The sequence below is a fragment of the Pseudohalocynthiibacter aestuariivivens genome, assembly GCF_018457175.1.
GTDB lineage: Bacteria > Pseudomonadota > Alphaproteobacteria > Rhodobacterales > Rhodobacteraceae > Pseudohalocynthiibacter > Pseudohalocynthiibacter aestuariivivens.
The window spans coordinates 188,100-205,756 of sequence record NZ_JAGFNU010000003.1 but is presented as its reverse complement, the minus strand read 5'-3'; the positions used below and the strand labels follow the sequence as shown (position 1 = coordinate 205,756).

The 17,657-nt window shown below is 54.2% G+C and carries 19 protein-coding genes; 6 read left to right on the top strand and 13 right to left on the bottom strand.

The features are described 5' to 3' along the window. Window positions 1-3: 3 nt before the first annotated feature. The 11 genes from J4E70_RS06870 to pyrC all read right to left on the bottom strand — a co-directional run bounded on the left by J4E70_RS06870 (window position 4) and on the right by pyrC (window position 10,372). Window positions 4-561, bottom strand: a complete 558-nt coding sequence (locus J4E70_RS06870; RefSeq protein WP_213888351.1) for a CvpA family protein — start codon at window positions 559-561, stop codon at window positions 4-6. A gap of 20 nt (window positions 562-581) precedes the next feature. Continuing rightward, window positions 582-1,946: a DNA repair protein RadA gene (gene radA / locus J4E70_RS06865; RefSeq protein WP_213888350.1), complete on the bottom strand. Its 1,365-nt coding sequence runs from the start codon at window positions 1,944-1,946 to the stop codon at window positions 582-584. Beyond that, the gene (locus tag J4E70_RS06860) at window positions 1,939-2,388 is read right to left on the bottom strand and encodes a paraquat-inducible protein A (protein ID WP_213888461.1); all 450 of its coding nucleotides are present in this window, start codon (window positions 2,386-2,388) and stop codon (window positions 1,939-1,941) included. Before J4E70_RS06860 ends, radA begins: the two co-directional genes overlap by 8 nt. A gap of 420 nt (window positions 2,389-2,808) precedes the next feature. Next, complete coding sequence (locus tag J4E70_RS06855) at window positions 2,809-3,162, bottom strand: hypothetical protein (RefSeq protein WP_213888349.1); 354 nt, start codon at window positions 3,160-3,162, stop codon at window positions 2,809-2,811. 66 nt (window positions 3,163-3,228) lie between these two features. Continuing rightward, window positions 3,229-3,975 (bottom strand): ABC transporter ATP-binding protein, encoded by a 747-nt coding sequence (locus J4E70_RS06850; protein WP_213888348.1) that lies wholly within the window; start codon window positions 3,973-3,975, stop codon window positions 3,229-3,231. Beyond that, the gene (locus tag J4E70_RS06845; protein WP_213888347.1) at window positions 3,972-4,757 is read right to left on the bottom strand and encodes an MlaE family ABC transporter permease; all 786 of its coding nucleotides are present in this window, start codon (window positions 4,755-4,757) and stop codon (window positions 3,972-3,974) included. Before J4E70_RS06845 ends, J4E70_RS06850 begins: the two co-directional genes overlap by 4 nt. Continuing rightward, complete coding sequence (gene alr, locus J4E70_RS06840; RefSeq protein ID WP_213888346.1) at window positions 4,754-5,803, bottom strand: alanine racemase; 1,050 nt, start codon at window positions 5,801-5,803, stop codon at window positions 4,754-4,756. Before alr ends, J4E70_RS06845 begins: the two co-directional genes overlap by 4 nt. 70 nt (window positions 5,804-5,873) lie before the next feature. Then, window positions 5,874-6,821 carry an isopenicillin N synthase family dioxygenase gene (locus tag J4E70_RS06835; RefSeq protein WP_213888345.1) on the bottom strand — a complete coding sequence of 316 codons (948 nt, stop codon included), beginning with the start codon at window positions 6,819-6,821 and terminating at the stop codon, window positions 5,874-5,876. Between the two features lie 121 nt (window positions 6,822-6,942). Then, the gene (locus J4E70_RS06830; protein ID WP_213888344.1) at window positions 6,943-8,439 is read right to left on the bottom strand and encodes a replicative DNA helicase; all 1,497 of its coding nucleotides are present in this window, start codon (window positions 8,437-8,439) and stop codon (window positions 6,943-6,945) included. A 214-nt stretch (window positions 8,440-8,653) separates the two neighbouring features. Beyond that, a complete protein-coding gene (locus tag J4E70_RS06825; RefSeq protein WP_213888343.1) occupies window positions 8,654-9,334 on the bottom strand; it encodes an orotate phosphoribosyltransferase in 681 nt (226 codons plus the stop codon). Window positions 9,335-9,337: 3 nt separating this feature from the next. Continuing rightward, the gene (gene pyrC, locus J4E70_RS06820; RefSeq protein WP_213888342.1) at window positions 9,338-10,372 is read right to left on the bottom strand and encodes a dihydroorotase; all 1,035 of its coding nucleotides are present in this window, start codon (window positions 10,370-10,372) and stop codon (window positions 9,338-9,340) included. A gap of 35 nt (window positions 10,373-10,407) precedes the next feature. Here pyrC and J4E70_RS19295 point away from each other — a divergent pair, with 35 nt between their 5' ends. Then, on the top strand, window positions 10,408-10,791 hold the full coding sequence (locus J4E70_RS19295) for a hypothetical protein (protein ID WP_246531643.1): 384 nt from the start codon (window positions 10,408-10,410) through the stop codon (window positions 10,789-10,791). A 134-nt stretch (window positions 10,792-10,925) separates the two neighbouring features. Here the strand turns inward: J4E70_RS19295 and J4E70_RS06810 are convergent, their stop codons facing one another. Together J4E70_RS06810 and J4E70_RS06805 are read right to left on the bottom strand one after the other, a co-directional pair. Then, window positions 10,926-11,858 carry a phosphoadenosine phosphosulfate reductase gene (locus tag J4E70_RS06810; protein WP_213888341.1) on the bottom strand — a complete coding sequence of 311 codons (933 nt, stop codon included), beginning with the start codon at window positions 11,856-11,858 and terminating at the stop codon, window positions 10,926-10,928. A gap of 209 nt (window positions 11,859-12,067) precedes the next feature. Beyond that, window positions 12,068-12,691, bottom strand: coding sequence for a LysE family translocator (locus J4E70_RS06805; RefSeq protein ID WP_213888340.1), 624 nt, complete (start codon window positions 12,689-12,691; stop codon window positions 12,068-12,070). Between the two features lie 113 nt (window positions 12,692-12,804). On the opposite strand from J4E70_RS06805, the gene J4E70_RS06800 reads away from it, so the two are divergent. From J4E70_RS06800 to J4E70_RS06780, 5 genes are all read left to right on the top strand, one after another. Beyond that, window positions 12,805-13,716: an AAA family ATPase gene (locus J4E70_RS06800; RefSeq protein ID WP_213888339.1), complete on the top strand. Its 912-nt coding sequence runs from the start codon at window positions 12,805-12,807 to the stop codon at window positions 13,714-13,716. A 72-nt stretch (window positions 13,717-13,788) separates the two neighbouring features. Continuing rightward, entirely contained in the window at window positions 13,789-15,048 is a 1,260-nt protein-coding gene (locus J4E70_RS06795) for a vWA domain-containing protein (RefSeq protein ID WP_213888338.1), read from the top strand. Window positions 15,049-15,137: 89 nt separating this feature from the next. Then, window positions 15,138-15,623, top strand: a complete 486-nt coding sequence (locus J4E70_RS06790; RefSeq protein ID WP_343229448.1) for a DUF1203 domain-containing protein — start codon at window positions 15,138-15,140, stop codon at window positions 15,621-15,623. Then, complete coding sequence (locus J4E70_RS06785; RefSeq protein ID WP_213888337.1) at window positions 15,604-16,587, top strand: XdhC family protein; 984 nt, start codon at window positions 15,604-15,606, stop codon at window positions 16,585-16,587. Before J4E70_RS06790 ends, J4E70_RS06785 begins: the two co-directional genes overlap by 20 nt. After that, window positions 16,587-17,597 carry a molybdopterin-binding protein gene (locus J4E70_RS06780; RefSeq protein ID WP_213888336.1) on the top strand — a complete coding sequence of 337 codons (1,011 nt, stop codon included), beginning with the start codon at window positions 16,587-16,589 and terminating at the stop codon, window positions 17,595-17,597. The genes J4E70_RS06785 and J4E70_RS06780 overlap by 1 nt, the downstream gene beginning before the upstream one ends. Window positions 17,598-17,657 lie beyond the last annotated feature (60 nt).

The following is a 17,657-nucleotide window of genomic DNA, read 5'->3' as shown; positions in this document are numbered from 1 at the left end:
TTTCTATTCCAGACCGCAATCGCCAACGAAGTCTTCGAAGCGGGCTTTCAGCCAGCCAGGAACATCCTCAGGGACTTGATCGCCAACCTGAGTTTGCAACTGCGCAAAAACCTTTGCCGTCCGGCTTTCATCTACCATCGGGAAAGATTGGTCTGTGACCGCGAAATCATAGGCCACGAGGCCCACAACCACCAGCAATACGCCACGCGCGACTCCGAACAGGAACCCAATTCCCTGATCGAACCCACCCAGAAATGACCGTTGCACAATGCCGGAAAACAAGGGTGTAAAAATCGACATAACGATCAGACCAATCACCATAACCACCGCAAAAGACGCAAGCAGCGACAGTTCGCATTGATCTGCGACGAATTCGCCCAAGACTGGAATCTGATTTACAAGCGGGCGGATCTGGTCGGCAAACAGATATGCCAGAATTGCGGCCGCGATCCAGCCACCGATCGACAGTGCCTCGCGCACGAACCCGCGCGAATAGGCCAGAAGAGCCGATATGATGATGACGATGGCGACAACGCCGTCGATTATTGTAAAGCCTTCCATGCTCTCGCTCCTTCGCGGGGCTAACCAGCCCCGAATATGTCCCCAACAAACGCCGTCAGGTCGGACATTTTCTGTACCTTGAACCCTGACTGCGTCCCAGTCTTGCTGCGTGCAGGGGCGATTGCCCCTGTAAACCCAAGCTTCTTTGCTTCCTTTAGCCTGTTTTCGGTCTGTCCAACCGGCCTTAGTGCCCCTGATAAGCTAATCTCGCCAAAAACCACAGTGTCAGAAGGCAAAGCAGCGTCTTCGCGTGCAGAAAGTAGCGCGGCTGCCACAGCTAGATCTGCGGCGGGTTCGGTGATTTTCATGCCGCCAGCCACATTCAGGTAGACATCAAGCCCCGCAAAAGGGATGCCACAGCGGGCCTCCAGCACTGCCAAGATCATGGCCAGACGCCCACTGTCCCAGCCCACAACGGTGCGTCTTGGCTGTGAATGGGGCGAGGGGGCGACAAGCGCCTGCAACTCGCAAAGAACGGGGCGGGTGCCCTCGATTCCGGCGAATACGACGGAACCTGGCGCAGGTTTGTCTCGTTCACTCAGAAACAGGGCAGAGGGGTTGGTGACCTCGCGCAGGCCTGCGCCTGTCATCTCAAACACGCCAATCTCATCTGCCGGGCCAAAACGGTTTTTGACCGCACGCAAAATGCGGAACTGATGGCCGCGTTCGCCTTCAAAATAAAGAACCGTGTCGACCATATGTTCGATCACCCGAGGCCCTGCGATCTGGCCGTCTTTGGTGACATGGCCGACAAGAACCACCGCAAGCCCCTTGCGCTTGGCAAAACTTGTGAGCTCATGCGCCGCAGCCCGCACCTGACTGACAGACCCCGGAGAAGAGCCCACATTGTCAGCCCACATGGTCTGGATCGAGTCGATGATCGCGATATCGGGCTTTTCGTTTTCGAGCGTCGTCAGAATATCGCGCAGGTTGGTTTCGGTGCCAAGTTTGACTGGTGCATCCGTCAGGCCGAGCCTTTGGGCGCGCATCCGCACCTGTGCCGAGGCTTCCTCGCCCGAGATGTAAACGGATTTCAGCCCAACGCGGGCAAAACTGGCGGCAGCTTGCAGCAATAGCGTTGATTTACCGATGCCGGGGTCCCCCCCCACCAGAATGGCAGATGCGGGCACCAGCCCACCGCCCAAAACCCGGTCAAGTTCTGCCATGCCTGACTGTGTGCGGGGTGGTGGCGCCTCTTCCGTTGCAAGGTCTGACAGCGGAATGGAACGGCCCCGTGCAGCACCAAGCGCCTTTGACGCTGGGCCGGTTGAAAGCGGAACATCCTCGACAATAGAGTTCCATTCGCCACAGGCATCACAGCGCCCTGACCATTTCTGGTGCGACGCCCCGCATGCATTACATGAAAATTGATTTGCTTTAGCCATGCCGCTTTGTGGACCGCGCGCGCTTTTCCGTCAAATAGCTAATCAGGTTTGAGACCAGAATACAGCCGGTGAACAAATAAAGCCCCCAGGCGGTTTCAACGGTCGCGAGACCCACACCTTTGACGATGACAATGTAAAGCGCGATGAGAAATACATCGGCCATGGCAAGTTTGCCCAGAATATGCAGCACAGGCAGCACTTTGCGCCGCAGCAGCCCGAAATGGATAAGCGCAAGGCCGATGGTTTTCAGGTAAGGCGCAAAGACCGCGAGGAAGGTAACCAGCAGCGCCAGCGCCACATCGCTTTCCCAAAGGCTCTGCAGGCCCGAAATGACAGAGATTTCAGAGAGCCCGAAAAGCGGGAGCAGGCCCGCCCGCAACAGCGGCGCAAACCAAGCGATGGGGAAGAGGATGAGAAGGGTGAGGTTGGCGAGGCGGAGGATTTGAGAGCTCATTTGATCAATCGCCAATTAAAACACAGCATCAACGATACTCGTGATGAGAAGTAGAAGGTAAAAAACAGGGGCGGAATACGCAACCAATATATTACCGCGTTTTCGCTCTCCCAAAAAGAAAACCGCGCATTGAAATGTAAAAATTACAAAGACAAAAACGAAGGCATCGTCTGAGCCTGTATTTTAAAAAAAGCTTTGTTCTGTTTCATTGAAGCGTTCAAATACACGGGCCATCAGGTAAAAGCTGCTTAAGAATATAGATATACGGAATCCTAAAACAGCTTCTTTCTCGGATACTGCACCGTTTCTTTCGTAGAACACCGTCCATAAGTATTCCAAAGATTTTGCTATGTAGACATGAAAAATAATTTTGAAAAATTTGACCAAAAACTCTTCGATCATCTTCGATCATTGCAGGACCCAAATGTAGGTCACCAAAAACGTGGCCAACGTACAGGTTGTTACGACAAAGAAAGCTATTCGCGTGCTGATCAGATTTCGTCTTGGTGGCGTAACCGCGGTTAAAAAGAACGAGACCCAGTAAGCGATGTTTAGAGTGGCAATAACTGGTAAAAAGAAATTTGAGCCAACAAGCGCTGGAACGAAAATTGTGATTGCCAGAACCATTGATGCAAGGAACTGAAATACAATAAGTTTTTTGTTGTACTGGCCCCTGTGCAGTAAAAATACGCTGCCCATTAGGTATATGCCAGAAGCCAGAATTGGGGACAGGACTATGAAAAAGGAAATGTCTGGGTTCATTTTTAACCCCGCCTCAATTGCCGTAGCGCTTTTGGCGAGTTATCGCAGAATACCGTTAACTTTTTGTTAACGAACTGCCTCAATCGGCCCTTCGGCGCGGCCGTGGATGAACTGGTCAAGGTAAGGGTCGCCTGAATCGTCCAGCTTCGCCACAGGACCGGTCCATTGAATAATACCGTCGTGCAGCATCGCGACCTTGTCGGCGATGGCGCGGACAGACGACATGTCATGGGTGATGGTCATGGCGGTTGCGCCCATTTCCACAACGATTTCGCGGATCAGCTCGTTTATAACCCCCGCCATGATCGGGTCCAGCCCAGTCGTGGGCTCATCAAAAAAGATAATCTCGGGCTCTGCTGCAATGGCGCGGGCAAGGCCGACGCGCTTTTGCATCCCGCCTGACAGTTCCGCCGGGAACAGATCAGCCACAGCGGATTTCAAACCAACACGGCGTAGCTTTTCAATCGCAATTGCGCGCGCTTCCTCTATCGGGCGCTTCAATGATCCGCGCAGAAGGCGGAAGGCAACGTTTTGCCAGACAGGCAGGCTGTCAAACAATGCGCCGCCCTGAAACAACATGCCAAAGCGGGCAAGAAAGGCGTCACGCTCTGCCGTTGCCACATCTTGGCCGTCAAGTTTGATGACACCGCTGTCGGGTTTGATCAGCCCAAGAACGCTTTTCAGCAGCACGGATTTACCCGTGCCGGACCCCCCGATGATCACCATGCTTTCGCCGGTCTGGATCGTCAGGTTGACGCCTTGTAGCACCTTGTTGTCGCCAAAGGCCTTATGAACGTTCTGAAGCTCTATCATGCTGAGAAAAACAATTCTGTAAGAAGATAATTGGACGCAAGGATCAGCACCGATGCTGCCACCACCGCTGATTTCGTAGCTTTACCAACGCCCTGTGCGCCGCGGCCCGAGTTCATGCCGTAATAGCAGCCCATCAGTGCAACGATGAACCCGAAGGCAGCGCCTTTTACTAGGCCAGAGAAGACGTCAATGAACTCTAAAAAATCAACAGTATTATGAAGATAGGCAGAGGAATTAAAGTCAAGCCGTGTAACGCCGACAACGTAACCACCCATAATTCCGATCAGGTCCCCGACGGCAACCAGAACCGGCACCGCAAGCGTTGCGGCAAGCACCCTTGGCACCGTCAGATATTTCATCGGGTGGGTCGAAAGCGTGACCAAAGCGTCAATCTGTTCGGTTACTTTCATCGTGCCGATTTCAGCGGCAATGGAGGATGCAACGCGGGCCGCAACCATAAGACCTCCCATAACGGGGCCAAGCTCACGCGCCATGCCAATCGCTACGATAGAAGGAACAACAGCTTCGGCATTGAAACGAGCACCGCCAGCATAGATTTGCAACGCCAGTGCGCCGCCAGTGAAAAAGGCTGTCATGCCTACAACCGGAAGACTGAAATATCCAATTGTCATAACGGCATGAATGAATTCTTTAAAGTAAAATGGTGGGCGAAACATGTGGCTAATTGTTTGCCCTGCATAGATCGCAATCTGGCCAATTGTCGCCAGTATCATCAATGTTGTGCGGCCCACTGCGGCCACAGGAAACAAAAGCGTCGTCATCCACCTGCTCCAATATAACGCCGTGTATAGCGTGCGCCCAAAGATGTCAGAATTTCATAACCAATGGTATCGGCATATTCGGCGAGTTGGTCAACGCCCTGTTCTGGGCACAGGATGTCCAGTGATTTCGGCGTTTCATCAAGATGCGAGATATCAACGGTTAACAGGTCCATCGATACGCGGCCAACCAACCGGCACGGGGTGCCGTTGGAAAACAGCTGTGCTTTGTTACCCATAGATCGGATTAATCCGTCGGCGTAACCTGCTGAAACAGTTGCTATTCTGCTTGGTTTTTTCGCAGTCCAGCTTGCGCCATACCCGACCGTGTCACCGGCCTCCAGAGCGCGGGTTTGAATCACAGGCAGGCTCAGCCCAACAACCGGTTTTGCCTTTGCAAAGGGTAAACAACCATAGAGCCCAACACCGGGACGCGTCAGGTCAAAATGATAGTCCTGACCTAAGAGGATGCCCCCGGTCGCTGCCAGAGAACGGGGTGCATCAAAACTGTCTGTCATCTGACAGAACGCAGCGAGCTGTTGCGCGTTCATCGCGTGATCCGGCTCATCCGCACAGGCGAGGTGGCTCATGATAAGGGAGGGTGATTGCTCTGACACGATGTCACGTACTGCGGCCCATTCCCCAGGGTCCATACCAAGCCTGCTCATCCCACTGTCCAGCTGAAGGCCGAACTTGTGGGTTGGGAGCGCCTCTAGGTGGCGGGTAAGCTGGTCAAGCGAATTGATCATCGGCGTCAGCATAAGATCATAGATCATATCCGTATCTCCACGCATATGCCCGGCAAAAACGCAAATTTCCGGCCCCGGACCCAAGGCCTGACGCACCCTTGCGCCTTCTTCCGCGATGGCTACAAAAAACTTGCGCGCCCCGGCCCGGGCCAACGCCTTTGCGACGCGTCCGGCACCAAGACCATAGCCATTCGCCTTGACGACCGCTGCAGTTTCGACAGAACCCGCCGATACCGCGTCAAGCGCACGCCAGTTGGCAATGATGGCTTCAAGATCGATTGAAAGTGTTGCACTACCCATAGCGTGGTTTTGACAGGCGGGCCGTGGAGGTCAAGTAAAAACCCAACGTCTTGCACCAATGCCGATCACGTTATCGGGTTTTCTTATGCGTGTCATAGCCCGCTTGCAGTTCACTACGCAGATACGAGCCGAAATTTATGGAATCAAACTTTGGCGTTCCCGTGCCGGGGAGCGGCGCGACGCCATAGCTGACATGTGGATCAAAGAAGAAAGGGCAGGAATAGCGTTCGCGCCCCGAGCGGTTGATTACACGATGTGGGGTCGAAAGCAGCCGCCCGTTTGACATCCGGTGCAGCATATCGCCGACGTTCACCACAAATGCCCCATCGATTTTTGGTGCATCAATCCAGTTGCCTGTCGGCGTTTTCACCTGAAGCCCACCAACATCATCCTGCGCAAGCAGTGTGAGGCATCCGAAATCTGTATGTGGCGCAGAGCCATAGAGGTCATCTGGGGCCTGTGGCGGTGTTGGAGGGTAGTGCAGCAGACGCAACCACGTTGTGGGCGTCTGAAAGCCTGCAGTAGCATCTTCGGGATTTGCGCCCGCCGCGGCGAGGGCGAGCTTTATCAATCGAAAACCAAGCAAAGTCATTGCATCAGAGTAGGCAACAAGTGCCTCACGAAATTCAGGTAGCGTGGGCCAAAGATTTGGCCCTGACAGGTAAACATCCGGGTCTGCTACCGCGTCCTCCCGCATCATCATGAAACTGGCCGATTGATTTGGCTTTTTAACATCGGCCAGCTTGGAGTTTACGTCGGTTGACGTGTTGATCGGAATGTAGCCGCGATGTAAACGATTGAGTTTTATGCGCATTTTTTCGGAAAGGGGAAGCGCGTGGAACCGAGCAGAGGCCTCAAACACCGCATCGATCAGCGCCGGATCAATCCCGTGGCCAATGATGTAGCCAAACCCAATTGTGCTGTAGGCGTGCCGAAATTCGTCAACAAGCGTTTCAAGGTTTTCACCACGGGCGAGCGGCCCCACGTCTATAACGGGGATTTCTGTGAACTCAGTCATTTTCGTATCTTTCACGACAGATTGAAGGACGTTGGGCAATCTGCCTCGCTATCCCTCAAATCGCTTTCTGCGATGTTCTGAATGGCGCTCAAGCACCAGAAGATGATTGAAAGCAGACATATCAATAACCGTCGCCATTGATCTGTTGCTGCCAGGGTTTCACAAGATCGCTGAAGCGGGTGAACTGGCCTTCAAATGCAAGATCAACATGGCCGATTGGCCCGTGACGTGCCTTGCCGATGATGACTTCTGCTTTGCCGTGCAGGTGCTCCATTTCGTCCTGCCAGGCCGCCATCTTATCAAGTTCATGATCACCCGGTTTTTCGCGTTCCTTGTAGTATTCTTCGCGGAACACGAACATCACAACATCGGCGTCCTGCTCGATCGAGCCCGATTCACGCAGGTCAGAAAGTTGCGGGCGCTTGTCGTCACGGTTTTCAACCTGACGTGACAACTGCGACAACGCGACAACAGGAATATTAAGTTCTTTGGCTATCGCCTTGAGGCCCATGGTAATTTCGCTGATCTCGTTCACACGGTTCTCGGTCTTTCCTGTGCCGCGCACAAGCTGCAAATAGTCAACCATCAGGACATCAAGCCCATGTGTGCGTTTCAGGCGGCGCGCACGTGCGGCGAGCTGTGAAATGGGCAAGGCTGCTGTGTCGTCGATGAACAGAGGACAGGCCTCAAGCTGTTTTGCGGCATCTACAAAACGGCGAAATTCTGCTTCGGTCATGTCGCCGCGGCGGATTTGCTCGCTCGGAACTTCGGCAGCCTCGGACAGAATACGCGCGGCAAGTTGTTCTGCTGACATCTCAAGCGAATAAAACCCGACGACACCACCGTTGACTGCCCCTTCAGAGCCATCCTGCAGACGGCCGCGTTTGTAGGCCTTGGCGATGTTGTAGGCGATGTTGGTCGCAAGCGATGTTTTCCCCATCGAGGGACGCCCGGCAAGAATGAGCAGGTCAGACTTGTGAAGTCCGCCCAGTTTCTGGTCGAGGTCTTTCAGACCCGTTGAAATCCCAGCCAGCCCACCATCACGCTGATAGGCGGCGTTGGCGACATTTACCGCGTCCGTCACGGCCTTCAGGAAAGACTGAAAGCCGCTGTCGGTCTGCCCCTGTTCGCCGAGTGCATAAAGCTTTTGCTCGGCTTCTACGATTTGTTCTTTTGGCTCGCTTGCAACGTCAACGCTGGCGGCTTTGTCAGAAATATCGCGGCCAAGGGCAATAAGTTCACGCCTGATCGCCAGATCGTAGATCAACTGCGCGTAATCACGCGCTGCAAATGAAGAAATGGATGCACCAGCCAATTTGACCAGATATGCGGGACCACCGAGTTCTGCGAGCCCAGGATCATCTTCCAGAAACGCCTTGAGCGTTACGGGCGACGCGATTGCATTTTTGCGAATCCGCGCTTCGGCAGTTTCAAATACCTTGCCATGCACAGGGTCGAAGAAATGGGCTGAGCCGATGATCGAGGCGACCCGATCATAGACTTCATTGTTGGTTAGGATAGCGCCCAGCAGCTGTTGTTCAGCTTCGATGTTGTGGGGCATCGTGTCCTGTAGGTCGCTATCCTGCTGCTGCGCCCCAATCGGTGCAATCTCGTTCATTCTTACCTTCTGTCCCTGGGCTTATTTGCCCTTTTTCAGAGGGGCATACAGCATAAGTGCCGTAGTCCCTATCAGGATATGTCTGTTAACAACCCGCCGTGGGCGCTGTGGAAAAGCTGTGAATATCCTGTGTATATACCACATCTGGATATGTTTCGCGAGAACTCTCAACATCTGCCACAGCGTTTTGATTCGCGAATATCTTGTTCACATATTATCCACGCATCTTTTTTTCTTGCCATTCACGGGGAGCGTTCAGGAATTTCTGCACCTCGTCGAGGGTTGCCTTGTCAAAGGCACCGCTGTCACGCGCGGCTTCCAGTACGTCCCACCATGTGCAGAGGTATGACAGTCCAACACCGTGATCTGACAGTGTCTTTTCAGTTTCCGGAAAGATGCCGTAGTAAAAGATCACAGCGGTCCTGTCGCAGGTTGCGCCAGTTTCGCGGATCGCATCGACAAAGGAGAGTTTGGAGCCGCCATCGGTTGTCAGATCTTCGACCAGCAGCACGCGTTCCCCTTCGCTCATCACGCCTTCGATACGCGCGTTGCGACCGTAACCTTTGGGTTTCTTGCGCACATAGGTCATTGGCAGTGCCATACGCTCCGCCACAAGGGCCGCAAAGGGAATTCCTGCCGTTTCGCCCCCGGCGATATTGTCAAATGCCTCAAGCCCTGCATCGCGCATTACGGTGCAGGTCAGAAAATCCATCAATGTCGCGCGAATACGGGGAAAACTGATCAGCTTGCGGCAATCTATATAGGTGGGCGATGGAAGGCCCGAGGCCAGCGTAAAGGGCTCTTCCGCATTGAAATGCACTGCTTTGATATCAAGCAGCATCTTTGCGGTCAGCTGGGCAATTGTTTTTGCGTCGGGGTAAGAGGTGGGAATCATAATTTAGCTCACATGCCAATTTACGGGAAAGCCGGGATCAAAGACCGTGACTGGCCCTTCTTCAGAAATGATTTTTTCAGGGATAACAATCGCTTCACCCTTGGTCAGGGTAAGTGTGGTTTCATTGACGGGCAGGCCATAAAACGCGGGGCCATTAAGCGATGTGAACCCTTCAAGTTTGTCCAATGCGTCTTCTTCTTCAAACACGTGGGCAAGAAGAGACATTGTGTTTGTCGCAGTAAAACACCCCGCGCAGCCGCAGCTATTTTCCTTGTTCGGATCGGTGTGGGGCGCGCTGTCAGTCCCTAAGAAGAACCGTGCATCCCCCGAAGTTGCAGCAGCGCGTAAGGCAAGGCGGTGTTCTTCCCGTTTGGCAACTGGTAAACAATAGTAGTGCGGCTTGATACCACCAACGAGGATGTGGTTACGGTTGATAATCAGATGATGCGTTGTGATCGTTGCGCCCAGATTATCCTGTGATTTTGCATAGTCGACACCGTTAGAGGTTGTGATGTGCTCCATCACGGTGCGCAGGCCCGGTGTTGCCCTGCGGATCGGGTCTAACACACGGTCGATAAACACGGCTTCTCGGTCAAAAATGTCGATGTCCGGGTCAGTAACTTCCCCATGAACGCAAAGCGGCAAGCCAATTTCCGCCATTCTCTCAAGAACTGCGCGCACCTTGTCGAAATCTTTCACACCGCTGGCTGAATTGGTCGTCGCCCCAGCGGGGTATAGCTTTACCGCGCTGATCAGGCCGCTTTCTGCGGCCGCGGCAACATCATCGGGATCAGTTTGCTCTGTCAGATACAGGGTCATTAGCGGTGTGAAATCAGCGTCCGCAGGCAACGCGTCTGTAATTCTGTCTCTGTAAGCCGCGGCATCAGAACCGGTGACCACAGGTGGCACAAGATTGGGCATGATGATTGCGCGGCCAAAGTGGCGCGTGGTTTCGGGCAAAACGGCCCTCAGCATTGCGCCATCGCGCAAATGCAGGTGCCAATCATCGGGGCGTCGGAGCGTAAGGGACTGTGTCATCACGCCCGGATTACACAATCCGGGAGCGCGGGGCTATGGGGAATCTGCGGGAATCTAAACAGAAGACGGGCAACGGGCGGAAAAGAGCCATGCATCTGTGGAAACCCGGCAATGCAGTACTGTCCGTTTTAAGTGCCGGATCCTTTGGCTATCTTGAGGGTGGGAGGAAACCAAACTCAGATAGAATGAGATTTCTTATGGCGACGACACAGACATTCACACGCGGCAGCATTTCCTCAAGTTGGATCGGTCGCGTGTTCTCTTCAATCGGCGGTGCGATAGTTTCCAGTATGGAGAAAAAATCGCGGCAGCAGATCGTACAGATTTTACAAGCAAAATCCGATGCGGAATTGGCGCAAATGGGTCTTAAACGAGACGATATCATTCGTCACGTTTTCAGCGACATGTTTTACTGCTGAATTCGGGCACTTTTTCGGGTGTCAAAACAGTCCCTCAAAACTGTCACGAGCAACACAGTCCCGACTTACCCTTCAGACAAGGCTAACGGGGCGGTGACGCATGCAAGTGGCTTTTGTATCGATACGGAAGGCGGTTACGCCTCCTCTGACATGCTTTTTTCGATCGCAGAGAGACGGCTTTCCAAGCTAGCGCCGGTGTGTATGATTGCATGACGGCAGGCTGCTGCTGCAAACCGCAGGTGGTCATTGTCTTCAAGGCGATCCACCAGATGCCGCAAATACGGAAAATACTCTCTGCGTGCGCGAAACAACTTGTAAAAAGACTGTTCGCTCAATGTGTCTTCAAAGGCCTGTTCTATTAATGGCAAAAGAATGCCCATGTTCCGCAAGTCACGCCCGATTTTCCGGCCGAAGCATGGACAACGCAACTTGCTCACGTGGGATCGGTTGAACAGGGCTGCATGCATTGCATCCAGCGCCTCGACCGGGTCATAAACCACAAATGCTTTCTCTGCGGCCTCGATCATGTCAGGCGCATATCCATAACGGTTTTTAAAATCCTCGCGTCGCATTTCAGGATAGCGGCGGTCCCACTCTGTAATGCGTGGATCCAGTGTTGCCTGTGGCTGGACCACGATGACAGTGGCGCCCGGTGCAGCAACCGAAAAACTTGCGGCCGCATAGCCACACATGCCTTCGCCATAAAACACAACCTTGTCGAAATCTTCGAAAAAACCGTCGTCTATTAACCGGTCAAAATAGGCATAGACTGCTTTGTCACGAAACCAGCTTGCGCTATGCGCCATCAGGCAAAGCTGTGACCAGTCTTTTCCTTCGACAAGGTCAAACCCAAGCGGTAGGGCCTTTTCGCATTCGTTACGAATGGTTTCGACCGTCTCAAAAGTGACCAGCAATACCGGGTCCCGGTCAGTAAACAGCGCGGAATGGTTTGGGCCAACCGGCTGGAAATAGCCGCGTTCCTCTGCCACCTCATCCAACGCCTCAAGCCAGTCCTCAAACGCGAGGTCCTGCAAGGACGGTGTCTGGCCGGCGGCAGAATGCGGCATAGGGAGCGGTCCTTTTGCACGGGTTAAATGGATTTGACGGGCATCAGTCTATGTTTACCCTGATTTGCATCGCAATGGGGCAGAATTGCGAAAGCAAAGGCTGGTTTTCAAGAATTTGTTTTGTCATAGGCAACAGTTCGCGCCTTACCCAAGGGATGTTGCCAAAAACGGCAAAATAAAACGCAAATAGGTGAATTATTCTCGGCGACTCAACTGCGCTGCAGCGTTGCGGTAAGCGCGCCCATTCCGATCAGCGTTCCACCCCCGGTTCGTGTCATCCAGCGCATCACGCTTGGGCGGCGAATATAGCGGCGCAGATGGTCAGCCAACATTGCGTAAGAAAACGCACTAATCGCTCCGATTGTAACGAAGGTGATGATCAGCGTTACAAACTGCGGCATCAGGGGCTGCTCTGGGCGCATGAATTGGGGAACAAATGCAATGAAAAAGCCAATACTTTTAGGGTTCAGCGCCGTGACAGCAGTGGCATGCCAAAAAATCGCGACAGCACCAATAGGGGCTGTTTCTTCGTCAATTTTTACAGTCATCGCTGGCGCACGCAGCAGCTTTACACCAAGGTAAACCAGATACGCCGCACCTACCCACTTAAGCACTGTAAATAACGTGGCAGAGGTGGCTACCAGCGCCCCAAGCCCGGCAAGCGACGCGCTCATCGCCAGAAAATCCCCAAGCGCAACACCTGCTGCCGTTGCCAGCGCGATTCTGCGCCCCTGCGTCAATGCATAGGAAACTGTCAGCAGAACTGTTGGGCCCGGAATGACCACCAGCGCAACCGAGGCAAGCACAAAGGTAAACCAAAGCTCAAGTGACATGGGGACTCCCTTTCAAAACTCCGTTATCTGGCGTTCAACAGTAAGTCTTGTCAATCCTCCCCCTTGACCGTCAGCGGGTCACATGCAGAGCTATGGCACAAAGGGAGAATTCTATGGGTCAGAAAGTTTCGAGCATTGATGAGGTGGAAACGCTGCTGTCGGGGCAGGGATATATCGCGAACCGTGCTCTGGCGACTGTCGTTTTTCTGGCATTGCGCCTCGGACGACCACTGTTTCTCGAAGGCGAGGCAGGCGTTGGCAAAACCGAAATAGCAAAGGCACTCTCAGCAGCCCTCGGTCGGCGGCTCATTCGGTTGCAATGCTACGAAGGGCTGGATGCGTCTTCTGCAGTTTATGAATGGAACTTTCCGGCCCAGATGGTTGCCATTCGCACGGCAGAGGCCGCAGGTGGCGCGGATCGCGACGCGCTTCAGGCGGAACTGTTCAGCGAAGACTATCTGATCACCCGCCCGTTGCTCGAAGCGATGCGTCCGCAACCGGGTGGTGCCCCTGTTCTTCTGATCGACGAACTTGATCGCACGGATGAGCCGTTTGAGGCGTTCCTTCTCGAAGCCCTCAGTGATTTTCAGGTTACAGTGCCCGAGCTTGGCACGATAAAGGCGGCAGAACCGCCCATCGTGATTCTTACCTCCAACCGCACACGCGAGGTGCATGATGCCCTGAAACGTCGCTGCCTCTATCATTGGGTTGATTACCCGAGCTTTGAACGTGAGATCGAGGTGCTCCATTCCCGCGCGCCAGAAGCATCAGAGGCGCTGAGCCGCGAAGTCGTTGCCTTTGTTCAACGCCTGCGGACAGAAGACCTGTTCAAAAAACCGGGCGTGGCAGAAACTATCGACTGGGCGAAATGCTTGCTTGCGCTTGATGTGATCAGCCTCTCACCCGAGGTGATCGCGGATACACTTGGTGCAATTCTTAAATATCAGGATGACATCCAGCGCCTTACCGGCGGAGAAACAACGCGCCTGCTTGAAGAAGCAAAACAAAGCCTTGTTCCGGCCTGATGTTTTCTTTTTCCCAAAAATATCCTCGGGGGGTTTGGGGGGCAGACAGCCCCCCACCTTGGTCTTGCGCTCATGCCTGAATATGCCCCGCTGGATCTGCCCGAAGACGGCAAACTCACCCATAACATCACGCATTTCGCGCGGGCGTTACGGGCTGCCGGGCTCAAGGCGGGTCCCGGTCGGGTGATCGACGCGATCCGCGCTGTCCAAGCAACCGGTTTCAGCACACAAGTTGATTTCTATTGGGCGCTCCACGCCTGTTTTGTCTCAAAACCCGAAGAGCGCGCTGTTTTCCACCAGATTTTCAGGCTCTACTGGCGCGACCCCCGCTATCTTGAACATATGATGGCGATGTTGTTGCCCGCTGTGCGCGGAGTGCAGGAAGAACGTGCCGCAAAATCTGCAGAGCGCCGCGCCGCAGAAGCGCTGCTTGACGGAGTGGAAAGAGACGTCCCTGATTTGCCCGAGAGCGAAGAAGAGGGAAGCGAGATTGAAATCGACGCAACCCTCACAATGTCTGCCGAAGAACGGTTGCGCAGCCTTGACTTTGAGCAGATGAGCACCGCCGAAATGGCAGAAGCAAAACGCATGCTCGCGCGTCTGAAACTGCCGATGCGTCCGATGGTATCGCGCAGGACTGCGCCGAATGCCCTTGGCAAACGCGCTGACTGGCGCGGCACAATGCGCTTGGCCATGCGACGCGGCGGCGAGATTGAACGCCTCGCCTGGAAAAAACCTAAAACACGTTGGCCAAACCTTGTGGTGCTCTGTGATATCTCCGGGTCAATGTCTTCCTACTCCCGTGCGGTGCTGCACTTCCTGCACGCCGTCGCCAATCAAAAGGGTGCGGGGTGGGCCAAGGTCTTTGGATTTACATTTGGAACCCGGCTGACAAATATCACCCGGCATTTGCGTCAGAAAGATGTGGACGCAGCGCTTACCGCCGCCGGGTCAGAGGCGCAGGACTGGGAAGGCGGCACACGTATCGGCGCCTGCCTTCATAGTTTTAATCGCGACTGGTCGCGCAGGGTGTTGGGACAAGGTGCTGTTGTTTTGTTGATCACAGACGGGCTTGACCGGGATGCGCCGGAGGAACTGACCAAAGAAATGCAGCGGTTGCATCTCTCTGCGCGCCGCCTGATTTGGCTTAACCCCTTGCTGCGCTGGCAGGGTTTCGCTCCAAAAGCGCGGGGCATCATGGCGATGCTGCCGCATGTCGACAGTTTTCGCGCGGGCCACAACATCGCGTCACTTGAAGCTTTGGCTGAAGCGATTTCAAGAACCGACGATACTGGTGAAAAGGAGCGTCTTTTGGCAGCGCTTCAGGAATGACCAGAGCAACGTTTTAACCGCAGGAATCGGGTCGGAACCTGTTTCAATTTGATCCAAGTAAGAGGCAGAAACAATAAATGGAGACGATGATGCCCCTTACATACCAGCCTTATGACAGCGATTGGGTCGCCGCAATTCGTAGTGGTGCTCCGGATGCAAATGGTCAGCCTGCTGAGCGCAGTATCTCAGACGGGGGCGGCAACCCATGCCGTCACTGTCTTGATGAAATCCCAAAAGGGGCCCCGATGCTGATTTGTGCCGCGCGCCCCTTTCCCGAACTGCAGCCTTACGCGGAAGCCGGTCCGATCTTTCTGTGTGCGGATGCGTGCGTTGCGTACAGCGGAACCTCACAACCGCCGGTTCTGAAAAACCGGTCAGAATGCCTGTTGAAAGCCTATGGTTCCAATAATCGTATTATCTATGGCTCCGGGCGGATAACTCCGACGTCAGAGGTGGAGAGTTATTGCGAAACTCTTTTTTCTGATGAAAAGGTTGCTTATGTTGATGTTCGCTCTGCTACGAATAATTGTTTCACATTTAGGATAACACGCAGGAATGACCCTTCATCACGATGATATTCCGGAAACAGCACTGGCCTGGCATCGCGGGGGGCAGGGTGCTGTTCTGGCGACTGTGATTGAAACATGGGGCTCGGCGCCGCGACCCGTGGGCAGCCAACTGGTAATCAGTGGCTCGGCTGAAATTGCCGGGTCAGTTTCCGGGGGGTGTGTTGAAGGTGCTGTCATTGTCGAGGCACAAGAGGCGCTGGAGCAGAGTGAAACGCGCATTCTGGAGTTTGGCGTTAGTGATGAAACTGCCTTTGAAGTGGGTTTGGCCTGTGGTGGCAGGATTCGGATTTTGCTGGAACCTGTCGGGAAAGTCTTGCCAGAGCAACTGCTTGAAGATCTTGTCCGGCGCCGCGCCGCACGCATCCCGGTCGCCTATGTTGTTAACACTGAAACTTGGAAACGCAGACTTGCCGGGCGAGATGACGGCGCATTGGGAGTTGAGTTTGCAACGCGGTTCCGCAGTGACAGGTCGGGTTTCGAAGACGAGGTGTTTATCGCAATCCATAACCCACCGTTGCGTATGGCGGTGATTGGTGCGGTTCATATCGCACAGCCGCTAATGCAAATGGCACGACTTGCCGGATATGACGCGGTGCTGATCGACCCGCGCCCGATTTTTGGCTCAAACACGCGTTTCCCGGGCGAGGTGATCCTTGATGATTGGCCGGATGAGGCCCTGGCCGCGCGCGGGCTGGACAGTCGAACAGCCGTTGTGACACTGACGCACGATCCAAAATTGGATGATCCTGCGATCATGGCGGCCCTGAATTCTGATGTGTTCTATCTTGGCAGTCTCGGCTCAAAACGCACGCATGGCAAAAGGGTCGACCGGCTGCTTACGGCGGGATTCTCAGACGAACAAATCGGGCGCATTCATGCGCCTGTCGGCCTTGATATTGGTGCGAAATCGCCAAGCGAGATTGCGATCTCGATCATGGCTGAAATTACACAACGCCTGAGGCAAGGCTAATGCGGTTTGGCCCTGTGCCCCTTGATCAGGCCGAAGGTACGGTGCTTGCACATTCGGTGAAATTACCATCTGGACGGCTTCGAAAAGGTGCTGTTCTTGATGTGGAGCAGGTTGCGTCGCTCCGCGCTGCCGGAATTGAGAGCGTGATTGTCGCTGAATTGTCACCCGATGACGTTGATGAAAACAGCGCTGCGGCAGAGCTTGCACATGCGTTAGCACCGGACCCGGCGGCGCTCAACCTGCGTTTGTCCGAGGCTTTTACAGGGCGGGTAAATGTTTATGCGACTGTGCCGGGTATTGTTGAAATTGACGCAGAGGCCGTTCATGCGGCGAACAGGGTCGAGCCGATGATTACCCTTGCAACGGTTTCCCCGCTCCAGCGCACGAAACCGAATGGAATGGTCGCAACCGTCAAAATAATTGCCTATGGGGTAGAAAAGCGAGCGTTGGCGCAGGCTGCGAAGGGATTGGAGGGCGCAATTCGCGTGCGGCCAGCGGTTTACAAAAACGCGAGCCTGATCCTGACAGAGCTGAACAACGCACCAGAGAAAGAAGATAGTAAAGGACAACGCGCGATTGCTGCGAGGCTAACAGCACTTGGAACTGATCTTTGCGAAACCCGGATTTGTAAGCATGATACGAATTCGATTGCGACGGCCATCGCAGAGGCAACAGGCGATGTCATCTTGTTGCTGACAGCGTCTGCGACCTCGGACAACGCCGATGTGGCCCCTGAAGGTCTGCGCCGAGCCGGTGGGCATGTTACACGGTTTGGGATGCCCGTCGATCCTGGCAACCTGTTGTTTCTGGGTGCTTTTGGGAACCATCCTGTTATCGGGCTGCCGGGGTGCGCGCGTGCGCCTGCGTTGAACGGTGCCGATTGGGTGCTGGAGCGTATATGTTGCGGGCTTGATGTGAGCGATGACGACATTGCACGCATGGGTGTCGGTGGCTTGCTGAAAGAGATTCCGACCCGCCCGCAGCCCCGGGACCCAAAGCAATCACGATAAAATTAGACTGAAGGGTCAAGAAACGGTTCTCAACGGCGTTTTGTCGTGCTTTACTCCTGT

Coding starts and splice junctions, on each gene's coding strand:
- J4E70_RS06850 (WP_213888348.1), bottom strand. CDS start 3,975: ATGATAGAGCTTCAGAACGTTCATAAGGCCTTTGGCGACAACAAGGTG.
- J4E70_RS06845 (WP_213888347.1), bottom strand. CDS start 4,757: ATGACGACGCTTTTGTTTCCTGTGGCCGCAGTGGGCCGCACAACATTG.
- radA (WP_213888350.1), bottom strand. CDS start 1,946: ATGGCTAAAGCAAATCAATTTTCATGTAATGCATGCGGGGCGTCGCAC.
- J4E70_RS06780 (WP_213888336.1), top strand. CDS start 16,587: ATGCGGTTTGGCCCTGTGCCCCTTGATCAGGCCGAAGGTACGGTGCTT.
- alr (WP_213888346.1), bottom strand. CDS start 5,803: ATGGGTAGTGCAACACTTTCAATCGATCTTGAAGCCATCATTGCCAAC.
- J4E70_RS06785 (WP_213888337.1), top strand. CDS start 15,604: ATGACCCTTCATCACGATGATATTCCGGAAACAGCACTGGCCTGGCAT.
- J4E70_RS06830 (WP_213888344.1), bottom strand. CDS start 8,439: ATGAACGAGATTGCACCGATTGGGGCGCAGCAGCAGGATAGCGACCTA.
- J4E70_RS06795 (WP_213888338.1), top strand. CDS start 13,789: ATGCCTGAATATGCCCCGCTGGATCTGCCCGAAGACGGCAAACTCACC.
- J4E70_RS06805 (WP_213888340.1), bottom strand. CDS start 12,691: ATGTCACTTGAGCTTTGGTTTACCTTTGTGCTTGCCTCGGTTGCGCTG.
- J4E70_RS06855 (WP_213888349.1), bottom strand. CDS start 3,162: ATGAACCCAGACATTTCCTTTTTCATAGTCCTGTCCCCAATTCTGGCT.
- J4E70_RS06870 (WP_213888351.1), bottom strand. CDS start 561: ATGGAAGGCTTTACAATAATCGACGGCGTTGTCGCCATCGTCATCATC.
- pyrC (WP_213888342.1), bottom strand. CDS start 10,372: ATGACACAGTCCCTTACGCTCCGACGCCCCGATGATTGGCACCTGCAT.
- J4E70_RS06825 (WP_213888343.1), bottom strand. CDS start 9,334: ATGATTCCCACCTCTTACCCCGACGCAAAAACAATTGCCCAGCTGACC.
- J4E70_RS19295 (WP_246531643.1), top strand. CDS start 10,408: ATGGGGAATCTGCGGGAATCTAAACAGAAGACGGGCAACGGGCGGAAA.
- J4E70_RS06800 (WP_213888339.1), top strand. CDS start 12,805: ATGGGTCAGAAAGTTTCGAGCATTGATGAGGTGGAAACGCTGCTGTCG.
- J4E70_RS06790 (WP_343229448.1), top strand. CDS start 15,138: ATGCCCCTTACATACCAGCCTTATGACAGCGATTGGGTCGCCGCAATT.
- J4E70_RS06810 (WP_213888341.1), bottom strand. CDS start 11,858: ATGCCGCATTCTGCCGCCGGCCAGACACCGTCCTTGCAGGACCTCGCG.
- J4E70_RS06835 (WP_213888345.1), bottom strand. CDS start 6,821: ATGACTGAGTTCACAGAAATCCCCGTTATAGACGTGGGGCCGCTCGCC.